Source organism: Nocardiopsis sp. B62 (assembly GCF_018070675.1).
Taxonomy (GTDB): domain Bacteria; phylum Actinomycetota; class Actinomycetes; order Streptosporangiales; family Streptosporangiaceae; genus Nocardiopsis; species Nocardiopsis prasina.
In genome coordinates this window covers 178,731-190,651 of sequence record NZ_JAGPXK010000007.1, presented here as the reverse complement: position 1 = coordinate 190,651, position 11,921 = coordinate 178,731, and the positions used below count along the sequence as shown (strand labels likewise).

The 11,921-nt window shown below is 72.4% G+C and carries 12 protein-coding genes and 1 tRNA gene; 3 read left to right on the top strand and 10 right to left on the bottom strand.

Features of this window, described 5'->3' with window-relative positions:
• Positions 1 to 48: 48 nt before the first annotated feature.
• The 4 genes from KBX21_RS10825 to KBX21_RS10810 all read right to left on the bottom strand — a co-directional run bounded on the left by KBX21_RS10825 (position 49) and on the right by KBX21_RS10810 (position 4,497).
• Entirely contained in the window at positions 49 to 1,335 is a 1,287-nt protein-coding gene (locus tag KBX21_RS10825; RefSeq protein ID WP_049575495.1) for a homoserine dehydrogenase, read from the bottom strand.
• Between the two features lie 71 nt (positions 1,336 to 1,406).
• The gene (lysA, locus tag KBX21_RS10820) at positions 1,407 to 2,792 is read right to left on the bottom strand and encodes a diaminopimelate decarboxylase (RefSeq protein ID WP_210841815.1); all 1,386 of its coding nucleotides are present in this window, start codon (positions 2,790 to 2,792) and stop codon (positions 1,407 to 1,409) included.
• A gap of 161 nt (positions 2,793 to 2,953) precedes the next feature.
• Positions 2,954 to 4,102: a DALR anticodon-binding domain-containing protein gene (locus KBX21_RS10815; RefSeq protein ID WP_049575503.1), complete on the bottom strand. Its 1,149-nt coding sequence runs from the start codon at positions 4,100 to 4,102 to the stop codon at positions 2,954 to 2,956.
• Positions 4,099 to 4,497 carry a response regulator transcription factor gene (locus KBX21_RS10810; protein ID WP_049575506.1) on the bottom strand — a complete coding sequence of 133 codons (399 nt, stop codon included), beginning with the start codon at positions 4,495 to 4,497 and terminating at the stop codon, positions 4,099 to 4,101. The genes KBX21_RS10815 and KBX21_RS10810 overlap by 4 nt, the downstream gene beginning before the upstream one ends.
• Before the next feature lie 132 nt (positions 4,498 to 4,629).
• On the opposite strand from KBX21_RS10810, the gene KBX21_RS10805 reads away from it, so the two are divergent.
• Positions 4,630 to 4,701 (top strand) — tRNA-Arg (locus KBX21_RS10805).
• Between the two features lie 136 nt (positions 4,702 to 4,837).
• Here KBX21_RS10805 and KBX21_RS10800 read toward each other — a convergent pair.
• Positions 4,838 to 5,548 carry an exonuclease domain-containing protein gene (locus KBX21_RS10800; RefSeq protein ID WP_210841814.1) on the bottom strand — a complete coding sequence of 237 codons (711 nt, stop codon included), beginning with the start codon at positions 5,546 to 5,548 and terminating at the stop codon, positions 4,838 to 4,840.
• Positions 5,545 to 6,489, bottom strand: coding sequence for a LysR family transcriptional regulator (locus KBX21_RS10795; protein ID WP_210841813.1), 945 nt, complete (start codon positions 6,487 to 6,489; stop codon positions 5,545 to 5,547). The genes KBX21_RS10800 and KBX21_RS10795 overlap by 4 nt, the downstream gene beginning before the upstream one ends.
• A 161-nt stretch (positions 6,490 to 6,650) precedes the next feature.
• Between KBX21_RS10795 and KBX21_RS10790 the strand changes: the two genes are divergently transcribed.
• Together KBX21_RS10790 and KBX21_RS10785 are read left to right on the top strand one after the other, a co-directional pair.
• The gene (locus tag KBX21_RS10790) at positions 6,651 to 7,532 is read left to right on the top strand and encodes a DMT family transporter (protein WP_307869186.1); all 882 of its coding nucleotides are present in this window, start codon (positions 6,651 to 6,653) and stop codon (positions 7,530 to 7,532) included.
• 225 nt (positions 7,533 to 7,757) lie between these two features.
• Positions 7,758 to 8,264 (top strand): LURP-one-related/scramblase family protein, encoded by a 507-nt coding sequence (locus tag KBX21_RS10785; RefSeq protein ID WP_210841811.1) that lies wholly within the window; start codon positions 7,758 to 7,760, stop codon positions 8,262 to 8,264.
• A gap of 95 nt (positions 8,265 to 8,359) precedes the next feature.
• On the opposite strand, the gene KBX21_RS10780 is transcribed toward KBX21_RS10785, so the two are convergent.
• The 4 genes from KBX21_RS10780 to KBX21_RS10765 form a co-directional block, all read right to left on the bottom strand.
• The gene (locus tag KBX21_RS10780) at positions 8,360 to 9,115 is read right to left on the bottom strand and encodes an ABC transporter permease (RefSeq protein WP_247665529.1); all 756 of its coding nucleotides are present in this window, start codon (positions 9,113 to 9,115) and stop codon (positions 8,360 to 8,362) included.
• A complete protein-coding gene (locus tag KBX21_RS10775; RefSeq protein WP_210841810.1) occupies positions 9,115 to 9,828 on the bottom strand; it encodes an ABC transporter ATP-binding protein in 714 nt (237 codons plus the stop codon). The genes KBX21_RS10780 and KBX21_RS10775 overlap by 1 nt, the downstream gene beginning before the upstream one ends.
• Before the next feature lie 107 nt (positions 9,829 to 9,935).
• Positions 9,936 to 10,619 carry a response regulator transcription factor gene (locus tag KBX21_RS10770; RefSeq protein ID WP_049575528.1) on the bottom strand — a complete coding sequence of 228 codons (684 nt, stop codon included), beginning with the start codon at positions 10,617 to 10,619 and terminating at the stop codon, positions 9,936 to 9,938.
• On the bottom strand, positions 10,616 to 11,911 hold the full coding sequence (locus KBX21_RS10765) for an ATP-binding protein (protein ID WP_307869185.1): 1,296 nt from the start codon (positions 11,909 to 11,911) through the stop codon (positions 10,616 to 10,618). The genes KBX21_RS10770 and KBX21_RS10765 overlap by 4 nt, the downstream gene beginning before the upstream one ends.
• Positions 11,912 to 11,921: the final 10 nt, after the last annotated feature.

Sequence of the window (11,921 nt, the reverse complement as noted above, 5' to 3'; positions counted from 1 at the left end):
GGACACCCCGCCCGGGGGCGCGCGAGGGCGCGTCCCCGGGACACGGGGCTACTCCTGGAAGGTCTCCACGCGCATCACGCTGGCGACGTCGCGGACCATCGGGTGCGCGCTGAGCTTCTCGACGGTGCTGCTCAGGGCGGCGTCGGGCGCGGGGTGGCTGACCAGCACGAGCTGGGCGTCGTCCCCCGTCCCCTCCTGACGCACGTTCTTGATGGACACCCCGTGGTCGGCGAAGATCTCGGCGACCTTGGAGAGCACACCGGGGCGGTCGGCCACGTCCAGCGCCACGTGGTAGCTGGTGATGGTGTGGCCCATGTCGTGCACCGGAAGGCCCGTGTCGTGGGCGCCCTCAGGCACCGACGTGTGGGCCAGGCGGTTGCGGACCACCGCCACCAGATCGCCCAGGACGGCACTGGCGGTGGGCGTGCCCCCGGCCCCGGCACCGTAGAACATGAGGCGCCCGGCGGACTCGGCCTCGACGAACACCGCGTTGTAGGCCTCCTTGACGCTGGCCAGGGGGTGTCCGACCGGCAGCATCACCGGGTGGACGCGCACGCCCACCGACTCCCCGTCCTCCGAGCGCTGGCAGATGGCCAGGAGTTTGACGACGCAGCCCATCGCGCGGGCACTGGCGATGTCGGCGGCCGACACCGCGGTGATGCCCTCGCGGTGGACGTCGGCCGCGGTCACCCGCTGGGTGTGGAAGGCCAGCCGGGCCAGGATCGCGGCCTTGGCCGCGGCGTCGAAGCCCTCGACGTCCGCCGTGGGGTCGGCCTCCGCGTACCCGAGGGTCTGGGCCTCCTCCAGGGACTCGGTGAAACCCGAGCCCAGGGAGTCCATGCGGTCCAGCACGTAGTTCGTGGTCCCGTTGACGATGCCCAGGACCCGGTTGACCCTGTCACCGGCCAGGGAGTCGCGCAGCGGTCGCAGCAGCGGGATGGCCCCGGCCACGGACGCCTCGTAGTAGAGGTCGACCCCGGCCGTGCGCGCCGCCGCGTGCAGCGTCTGGCCGTCCTCGGCGAGCAGCGCCTTGTTGGCCGTCACCACGGACTTGCCCGACTTGATCGCGGCGAGCATCAGCGAACGGGCCGGTTCGATCCCGCCGATGACTTCCACCACGACGTCGATGTCCGGGCGGGTGACCAGCGCCGTGGCGTCGGTGGTCAGCAGCGCCGGGTCGACGCCGCGGTCGCGGTCCAGCCGACGGACCGCGATACCGCCGATCTCGATCGGCGTGCCGATCCGCGCGGCCAGTTCCTCGGACTGCTCGTTGACCAGGCGGACGACTTCCGAACCCACAACGCCGCATCCGAGCAGCGCCACCTTCATCGCCATTTGGGCGTGACTCCCACTTCTCTCGTGTCCGAACTGCCGGGCACCGGTGCGGCGCCCGCGGGGCGGACTGTTCAGCCTACGTCGAGACGGAGGAGGTCCTCCTCGTTCTCCCTGCGCACGATCACCCGTGCGTTCTCGTCCCGGACCGCCACCATGGCGGGACGGGGCAGGTGGTTGTAGTTACTCGCCATGGAGTAGCAGTAGGCGCCCGTGGCGGCGACCGCCACCAGGTCGCCCGGCCTCAGGTCTGCGGGCAGGTGGAGGTCGTGCACGATGATGTCACCGCTCTCGCAGTGCTTGCCGACCAGGCGGGAGAGCATCGGCTCGGCGTCGCTCTCCCGGGACACCAGCTGGCTCGTGTACTCGGAGCCGTAGAGGGCGGTGCGGATGTTGTCGCTCATCCCGCCGTCCACGCTCACATAGGTGCGGATGCCCTCGACGTCCTTGACGGTGCCGACCTCGTACACGGTGATCCCGGCCGGACCGGCCACGGCGCGCCCGGGCTCCACGGCGATGCGCGGCATGGGCAGGTCCGCGTCCTCGCACTCACGGCGCACGATCTCGGTGAGGCTGGCCGCGATGGTGCCGGGGTCGAGCGGGTCGTCCCCGGCGGTGTAGGCGATGCCGAGGCCGCCGCCGAGGTCGAGTTCGGCGAGGGTGATGCCCAGCTCCTCGTGGATCCGGGTGAGGAAGCGGGTCACGCGGCGGGCGGCGACCTCGAAGCCCGACGTGTCGAAGATCTGCGAGCCGATGTGCGAGTGCAGCCCCACCAGCTCCAGGTGGTCGGCGGCCAGGACGCGGCGGACCGCCTCGCCGGCGGCGCCGGTGCTCAGCGCGAAGCCGAACTTCTGGTCGTCGTGCGCGGTGGCGACGAACTCGTGGGTGTGCGCCTCCACCCCGGTGGTGACCCGGATGAGCACCCGGGGGCGGGCGCCGGACTCGGCGGCCACCGCCTCCAGGCGGTCGATCTCGTCGAAGGAGTCCAGGATGATCCGGCCGACACCGGCCTCCACGGCGCGGCGCAGCTCGGACACCGACTTGTTGTTGCCGTGCATGGCGACGCGGTCTGTCGGGACCCCGGCGGCCAGGGCGACGGCCAACTCGCCCCCGGAGCAGACGTCGAGCTTGAGCCCCTCCTCGACCACCCAGCGGGCGACGGCCCTGGTGAGCAGGGCCTTGCCCGCGTAGTAGACGTCGGCGTCGGCGAAGGCCGTGGAGTAGGCGCGGGCGCGGGCGCGGAAGTCCTCCTCGTCCATGACGAAGAGCGGGGTGCCGTACTCGGCGGCGAGGGCGCGCACACCGACGCCGCCGATGGTGAGCTCACCTTCGGAGCGACGCGCCGTGGCGGGCCAGACCCGCGGGTTCAGGGCGTTGAGGTCCTCCGGCGGCAGCGGCGGGTTCTCCTCCGGCAGGACCTCCGCGTGGCGGGATCCGGCGGGGTGGGCGTAGCGGCTCATGGCGGTCTTTCGGCTGGGACTGCGGTACGTCTGGGCGGTGCTGTGTTCTGCGCGGGGGAGGTTCCGGGCGGGTCGGGACGGTTCGCTCCGCCCCATTGTCCACCAAGCCGATCGGAACACAGGGGTTGGGCTGGCCCCACCGGGTTCGCGGCCGCGGGTGTCTACAGCCTTGTGGGCGCTGACACCCCGAGCAGGAAGAGGCCGGTGCCGACCACACCGGCGACGGCGGCGGGCAGCGCGGGGTCGAGCGCGGCCCAGGTCGGTTCCGGCTCCGTGGCCGGTTCGGCTCCGGCGGTGGAACCGGTCCGCCATTCATCGTAGGCACTGGTCAGCGCCTCCAGGTATCTCACCAGGATATGGGGTTCCTCTCGACGCGCCGCCGTGTCCAGGACGCTGGGGCCGTCGAAGAGGAGTCCGCGCACCTTCGCGCCGTGTTCGTGGTGGCAGCGCGCCCGCGTGGTTGTTCGCCCCGTGGCGGCCGACTGATCCGCCGCCCGCTGATCCGCCGCCCAGCGCGTGCTGCTCAGCGCGTGCGCGTGGGCGTAGCGGAGCCGGAAGGCGGGGTTGGCGTCGGTGAGCCGGGCCCAGGATCCGGGGTTGTCCGCGGAGGGCAGCACCGGCAGGTCGCGGCCGGTCGTCTCGTTCTCCCGGGGACGTTCGGGGACCGAGCGGCAGAACGCGACCCGGGCGCTGGCCTCGCCGATCCGGCCGAGCGCGCGGCCCGAGGGCGTGAACAGTGCGGACTGGTCGGTGTCCAGATAGCGGTCGCGCCAGGAGACCTCGCCTCCGGGGCTCGGCGGCGGGGGACCGCCGTCCACGGCCATGGCGATGCGGGCCCGGGCGTCGGCGCGGGCGTAGCGGCGGGCCTGGGCGAGGGGACCGGCCTCGTGCAGGTCCGAGTGGGGCCACTCCCCCGTCCCGGTCCAGGACCGGCCGGTGAGGTAGCGGGGGCCGTCCGCCGCCGCTTGGAGGAGGCTCTGGCGCTGTTCGCAGGTGAAGGTGAAGTTGGCGAAGCCGCGCTGGTCCGTGTGGACGTGCGCGAAGCCCGTGTCGGGTTCGCCCTCGTCGGCCATGGCGGCGATCCGGGCGACGATGCGTCCGGACACCGTGAGCCGGTGGGAGTCCTCACGGCCACGGGGGAGCCCCTCGCGCAGGCGTCCGACCAGGCGGGGCGCCAGGGCGATCGCGGCGTCGGCGCCCTCGTCCGCGTGGTCGGCGCGCGGCCACACGAAGGGGACGTCGGCGTCGCCGAGCCCGAAGGCGCCCACGGCCGCCCTTCGGACGAGGGTCTCCAGTTCGAGTGGGGTCACGCCGCTCCCCCGATCCCGCCGTCGCCCTCCCCGAGGAGCGCCCGGATCAGGTCGACCAGCTCGTCGGGGTCGAAGGGCTTGGTCAGGTATTCGTCGACACCGATCCGCTCACCGCGTCTGCGGTCCTCCGTCTGCGCGCGGGCGGTCACCATGACGATGCGGCGCGTGAAGCCGTCGGACCGCAGCCGCTCGACCGTGGACCAGCCGTCGAGGCGGGGCATCATCACGTCCATGGTGATGACGTCGGGCTCGACGTGGCCGACGCGGTCCAGGCAGTCCTGACCGTCCATGGCGGTGAACACCTCGAACCCCTCCAGTTCGAGGTTGAGGCGGATGAGTTCGCGGATGACCTCGTCGTCCTCGACGACGAGAACCCGTGCGGGAAGGGCGTTCACGCCCGTGACACTACCGCCGCCGAGCCGGGCCGCACCACTGGAATCCAGTATCCGCGGGGGGCCGCGGCGGGCCCGGCGCTCGGGTGGCCAACCATCCCGGAACCCCTGCTACAGTTGTTCTCGCAGCAGCGCGCCCCCTTAGCTCAGGGGATAGAGCACCGGCCTCCGGAGCCGGGTGCGCAGGTTCGAATCCTGCAGGGGGCACAGCTAGCAGAGACCGGCGGAGACCACGTCCCGCCGGTCTTTCGCGTTTCCCGGGCCGCGACGTCCCCTCGGGGCCGTCCACCGGCCGTCACGGACCGGCCCGCATCGGGGCTCGTACCGGCCCTCACATCGGACCTCACACTGGTGACGCGATCAGCGGCCAGGAACCGTCGACCACCGCTTCGGGGTTCCGGCGGCGCAGGTACTCCTGGAAGCTGGCGGACTGCTCCCCCTTCCACTTGACCTGTGCGGCGTGCAGCTCCTCGGCCGAGTACGCGGCGATCTCCGGGTGGGTGGCCGCGATCCGCCAGGCGAGGCGTGCGGCGGCCAGGGCGTCGGCGGCCGCACCGTGTGCCTCCTCCTGGGCGAGTGGGACCTCGTAGTGCGCGCAGACGTCGACCAGCTTGCGGGAACCGCGCCGGAAGGTGTCCACCTGCTTGTCGAGGACCAGCGGGTCCACCACCAGCGGCTGGGCGGTCAGGGGCCGGCCGGGGCGGTGGCGCGCGAGTTCGCGGTCCAGGAGGGTGAGGTCGTAGGGGGCGTTGTAGACCACCACGGGCACCCCGTCGGAGATGACCTCCTCCAGGGCGGCGGCGATCTCGTTGACCACCTCGGCGGCCGGGCGCCCCTCGGCACGCGCGTGTTCGGTGGTGACGCCGTGGATGTCGGTGGCCTCCTGCGGGATCTCGATGCCGGGGTCGGCCAGCCAGGTGGTGACGTCCTTGGTCCTGCGGGTGGGGTCGATACGCCACAGGGCCGCGGTGACGATCCGGTCGCCCTCCACGTCCAGGCCGGTGGTCTCGATGTCGAAGGCGGCCATGGGCCGGGTGTGCCAGGGGGTGTTCACGTGTCTCCTCGTGTGCTCGGTTCGGTGGGATGGCCGGGGGGTGGGTCGGTGTGTTCGGTGAGCGCGGTGACGCAGGCGCGGATCGCCGGGGTCTCGGCGTCGGCCCGCCACACCGCCTTGATCGTCCTTCGCAGGGGTGGGTCGGTGGGCAGGAACAGGACTCCCTCCGGTGCGGTGCGGCGGCCGAGGTCGGGGACGAGCGCCATGGCCAGCCCGGCGGCCACCAGCTCCAGTTGGGAGGGGATCTCGGCGAGTGTGTACCTGATGTCGGGTTCGACGCCCCGGGACCGCAGGGCCTGGAGGATCGCCTCGTAGGGCTCGGTGCCCGCCGGACAGCTGGCCCAGGGCAGACCGCCGGGTTCCGCGAGTGCGGCGAGGTCGACCGGAGACGGTTCGGCGCGGGGGTGGCCCGGCGGGAGTGCGAGGCACACCCGTTCCTCCAGGAGCTCCACCGTGCGCACTCCGGCGGGCAGCGCGACCGGGCGGCTGGACCAGCTCTCGGCCAGGACCAGGTCGAGTTCCCCGCGCAGGAGCGGGGGGATCAGGGAGACCACCTCGCCGTCACGGACCGTGGGGACCAGCCGGGGGTGTTCGGTGAGCAGGTCGGACAGGGCGCCGGGGAGCAGGTTGCGCACGGCGCTGCCCATACCGCCCAGCCGCAGGGGGCCGAGGATCTGCCGATCAAGGGCGGCGAGGTCGGTCTGCGCCTCGCTGACCTGGGCCAGCACCCGGTCCGCGTGTGCGGCCAGGACCCGGCCCGCGTGAGTGAGCCGCACGGTGCGTCCGTCGGGTTCGAGCAGGCGCTGCCCGGCCTCCCGCTCCAGTTTGGCGAGCTGCTGGGACATGCCCGACGGGGTGACGTGCAGGACCCTGGCCGCACGCGCGATGGAGCCGTGGGTGCGTACGGCGGCCAGCGCCGTGAGTCGTTCCATGCTGAACACGTAAGCAACACTACTGATCACCGGCGACAAATCATCGCTTTTGTTTCAGGGTCGGAGGCGGCAACCTGGTCCTGTGGCTCGCACGCGGCGGGGCGGACGGCGGTGAAGGGGGCGCGGAACCAGTGTCGGGAACGGACACGAGACGGACGGAGCGGGGGTCGGTGCTGGACCGGGCCAACCCCGTGGTGCTGGCGATCGTGGGATCGGCCACCACCTCCGCCACGGGGGTGTTCGTGAAGCTGTCCGGCGCCAACACCGGGACGGCCGCCTTCCTGCGGTGCGCGCTGGCGCTGTTCGTTCTCGTCCCGATGGCCCTGGTGGAGCTCCGCCGGGTGGGACCGCGGGCGCTGCGCCTGGTGGGGCTGGACCTGGTGGCGGGTCTGCTGCTGGGTGTGGACTACGTGTTCTGGGTGGCGAGCATCCAGCACGTCGGCGCGGGGATGGCGACCGTCCTGCTCAACGTCCAGGTGGTGGTCTTCCCGCTGCTGGCGTGGGTGTTCCTGGGCGACCGCGCGCCTCTGCGGTTCCTGCTCGCGGTGCCGGTGATGCTGGTCGGGGTGGCCCTGACAGCCGGGGTGGTCGGTCCGGGCGCGGGCGCCGTCTCCGAGGGTGATCCGTGGCTCGGCCTGGCCTACGGCTGCGCGGCCGGGGTGACCTACGCGGGCTACCTCTTCCTGTCCCGGCTCGGCGGCGGCCAGGGGCACACGGTGACTCCGGTGTGCGTCTCCACCGCCTCGGCCGCGCTGGCCGCCGGAGTGCTGGGCGCGCTGTGGAGCGGGATCGACCTGGCCTCGCTGGACACCATGGCGTGGGTGTGGCTGGCGATGCTGGCGCTGACCGGGCAGGTGCTGACCTGGCTGCTGGTGGGGTCGGCCCTGCCCCGGCTGACCGCCAGCACCGGCGCCGCGATCCTCGTGCTGCCGCCGGTGCTGGCGGTGGCCATGAGCGCGGTCTTCCTGGGTGAGCGGGTCACGCCCGTGCAGTTGGGCGGCTGCGTGCTGGTGGTCCTGGCGATCTGGCTGTCCCAGCGCCAGCGGCGCTGAGAACGCGGGCACCGAGTCGTTCGACCACTCGCCGGGCGACGACCCGGGCCCGGGTCGAGACGGCCAGCGAGATCCTGGACGCCGTCGGCACCCCCGGGCTCGCCCCGCTCGTGGGGGCCATGTGCGGACCCCGCCCGAACCCGGCACCCCCGGCGACCGACCGGGGCGCGGCGTGAGCGCTCCCCGCCCCTGGTGGGCGGCGAACCCGTCCATTAGCGTCGGGGCATGAAGTTTCTGGTACGTGAACGCGTGTTCGACATCGGCGACGACTTCTGGGTGACGGACGAACAGGGCACCAAGGTGTTCTGGGTGGACGGCAAGGCCCTGAGGTTGCGCACCACCTTCGAGCTGAAGGACCCCAAGGGCGAGGTCCTCATGGTGATCCGCAAGAAGCTCTTCAAGGTCCGCGACCAGATGCGCGTGGAGCACGACGGCTCGACCGTCGCCACCGTCCGCAAGCGGCTCTTCAACCCGGTCCGCGACAAGCTCAACGTCGAGATCAAGGGCGGAGGGGACTGGGAGGTGATCGGGAGCTTCTTCGACAAGGAGTACTCGATCAGCGACAAGGAGGGCACCGTCGCGGTCGTGTCCCGCAAGTGGTTCCGGATGCGCGACACCTACGCCGTGGACGTCAACACCCACCGGCGCGACCTCGCCGGGGACCCCGCCCTGGTGATCGCGGTCGCCGTCGCCGTGGACGCCCTGACCAACGACGACGGTGACGACGACTGACCCCGAACGGGCCGGGGCGACCCCGCCGCCCCGGCCCGGGAGGACGCCCGCCGTCCCCGCGCGCCCTCCCGGTTCTCGGGTGTGCGCCCCGGTGTCTAGGCGTCCCTGCGGACGAACCGCACCGCGGCCACCAGCCACACGACCGCCACCCAGGCGGCCATCACCAGTCCGCCCTGAGCCGCGCCCAGCCCGTAGGCGCTCTCCCGGGACTCCAGGTACATCAGCGAACCGGCGCGGTCCGGCAGCAGGTCGGCGAGGTCGGTGACCATGGACAGAAACTGCGACAGGGCCAGCACCAGCGCCACCAGGATCGTCAGCGGGGCCACCGCGCTCCGTGCGAGCACCGCGCAACCCGCAGCCAGCAGGGACAGCAGCACCCAGTACAGGACAGCCCCGGCCATGGGGGCGAGGATCGCGCCGTCGAACACCTCCGAGAGCGGCAGCCCGTGCTCTCCCAGACCGAGCTGGGCCGCCACGAAGGCCGAGGGCACGGTGACCAGCGCCACCAGGGCGGAGAACAGCGCCACCACGGTGGCCTTGGTCGCCAGGAAGCGCAACCGCCCGGGCACGGCCAGCAGCGACGTGCGCACCCGCCCGCCGCCGAACTCACCACTGACCGCCAGGACCCCCAGCACCACCATTCCGGCCTGACCGAAGTAGACGGCCTGGAACCCCTCACCGACCGGGGTGAAGTCCAGCCCGGCCCGCGCGGGGTCGTCGTCCAGAAGTCCGGCGATCGTCCAGCTCGCGATGGCCGCGAGCCCCACGGTGACCACGAGGGTCGCCACCATCGACAACGGCACCACCGGCAGGGTGGCCAGTTTGCGCCCCTCCGAGCGCACGAGCAGCATCAGGACGCACCTTCCCTCGTGCCGGAGGTGAGGGCGAAGAACGCGTCCTCCAGGGAGTCGTGGCCGACGGTCAACTGGTCCGGGCCGCCCCGCGCGACCATCCGCCCACGGTGGATCACCACCAGGTGGTCGGCGATTCGGGAGATCTCGTCCATGAGGTGGCTGGACAGCAGCACGGTGCGTCCCTCCTCGGCCAATCCGCGGGTGAAGGACCGCATCCACCGGATGCCCGCCGGATCGAGCCCGTTGACCGGCTCGTCCATGATCACCACCTGTGGATCTCCCAGCAGGGCTGCGGCGAGGTTGAGCCGCTGTCCCATACCCAGCGAGAAGGTGCGCACCCGGGCACGGGCGGCCCGCTCCAGGTCGACCCGGCGCAGCGACTCGTCGACGCGGCCCAGCGGAAGCCCGTTGGCGCGGGCGATCCACGCCAGGTGGGCGCGTGCGGTGTGCGAGGGATGGGCGCCCCCGAGGTCGAGCTGGGCACCGACGACCCTGGCCGGTCGTCGCAACGAGGTGTAGGGGACCCCGGTGACGGTGGCGGTTCCGGCGTCGATCCGGTCCAGGCCCAACAGCATGCGCAGGGTGGTGGACTTGCCTGCCCCGTTGGGTCCGAGGAACCCCGTGACCTGGCCGGGAGCAGCGGTGAAGGTCAGTCCGTCGACGGCTGTGTGGGCACCGTAACGTTTCGTGAGTCCGCGTATCTCGATCATGGACCCATGGTCGTCTTCGGGGGTGGCTCGGCACATCGGCCCGTGGTGGACAGTCGGTCGTCAACCCTGGGGGACACACGGGTCCTCACCGAGCGTGTCGGCGGTGGTCAGGCGACCCGCACCAGGCCACTCTCGTAGGCGAAGACGACCAGTTGGGCCCGGTCTCGCGCGTCGAGTTTGGCGAGCAGGCGACTCACGTAGGTCTTGACGGTGGAGTGGCTCAGGGTCAGCTCCCCGGCGATCTCGGTGTTCGAGAGCCCCCGGCCGATCAGCGTGACGACCTCCCTCTCGCGCGGAGTCAGGCCGGAGGCGTCAACCCGCCAGGGCGCGGCCTCGAGGCGCGGCCCGCCGGAGCGGACGACGTCGGCGATGAGGCGCCCGGTGACCTCCGGAGCGAGCAGAGCCTGCCCGTCCGCGACCAGGCGCAGGGCGCGGAGCAGCTCCTCAGGGCGGGTGTTCTTGAGGAGGAACCCGCTGGCACCGGCCCGCAGTGCCCCGTACACGTACTCGTCGAGGTCGAACATGGTGAGGACGATGACACGGGTGGTGTCGGAGTTGGCGCAGATGTGCCGGGTGGCGGTGAGTCCGTCGAGGTCGGGCATGCGCACGTCCATGAGGACGAGGTCGGGTGCCGTGTGCGCGACGAGGTCGAGGGCCTCCCGACCGGTTCCGGCCTCGGCGACCACGGTCATGCCGGGGTCGTTGTCGACGAGCATGCGCAGGGAACCGCGCAGCAGCTCCTGGTCGTCGGCGATGAGCACGCGGACGGGATCGCGCCGGGTGTCGATCATCGTTGCCCTTCCGTGGGGCGGGGGTGGGCCGGTGGGGTCCTGGTGGAGCGCGGGTCCAGGGGCAGCCGCGCGTGGACCCGGTGTCCGCCACCGGGGCGGGGGCCGGTGTGGAGGGATCCCCCGTGCAGGGACACTCGCTCGCGCATGCCGATCAGGCCGGTCCCACTGCCGGTCAGAGGAGTCGTGGTCGCGGGTGTGGCCCAGGCCGGGTCCTGACCCGCACCCGGGAGCCTGGCCCGGCCGGTGTCGAGGACCTTCACCTCCACCGCCCCGTCGTCAGCGGTGACCGTGACCGTGCAGTTCGCGCCCGGCGCGTGCCGGACGACATTGGTGAGGGACTCCTGGACGACACGGTGCACGGCGGCCGCCACGGTCACGGGCAGCCCCTCGGTCCCGTGGGTGTGGAGCGCGCACTCCACTCCTGCGGCCCGCGCGGTCTCCACCAACGAGGGCAGATCGGCCAGTCCGGGCTGGGGTGCCAGTGGCGCGGTGTCCCCCTGGCGCAGTACCCCGAGCACGAGACGGAGTTCGTCAGTGGCGGCCCGGCTGGCCCGCTCGATCTCGGCGAGGGCCTCGGCGAGCGCGCGTGGATCGTCGCCGTGCACGTGGCGCACCACACCGGCGCGCACACCGATCCCGCCCAGGGTGTGCGAGACGATGTCGTGCACCTCCCGGGCCACCCGCAGTCGTTCCAGGTTCTGGGTGCGCGCGAGGGTGTCCTCGGCCTCGCGGACTTCGCGCAGATGGCGTTCGCGCACCACACGCCCCAGCAGCCACGACAGCCCGAACGGGGCCAGGAACACGATCGGGGCGAGCAGGGCGAGGGGCGAGAGGTCGGCGACGTGTGCGTACACCGGCTCGGGGATCCACAGCGTCGCGCCGACCAACACGGCGCAGAGCGCACCCGCGGCGAGGGCCAGGCGGGTCGGCCGTGGACGCGGGGCCCTCCCCTCCCAGGTCAGCGCCAGGGGGTACAGGGTCCAGGCGGCGGCCAGGGGCGGGGCGACGCCCCAACCGCCGAGCAGTGTCAGGACACTGGCCGCGAGGACCGTGGCGAACGCACCCGCCGGGTACCTCCAGCGCAGCACCATCCCCACCGGTACCACCACGAGCAGCGCGAGCCCAAACCACTCCCATGGGTCGGCGCCGAGCCGGTCCGGCGACGTGAGACGCCACCACGTGGACGGGTCCACGATCGAGTACACCAGGGCGACGACGACGTCCAAGGCGTACCTGGCGGAGGTGGCCCCTCCGGTCCCGCCCATGGCGGTCCAGTGGTGGGTGCGGCTCACGAGGGGCGGC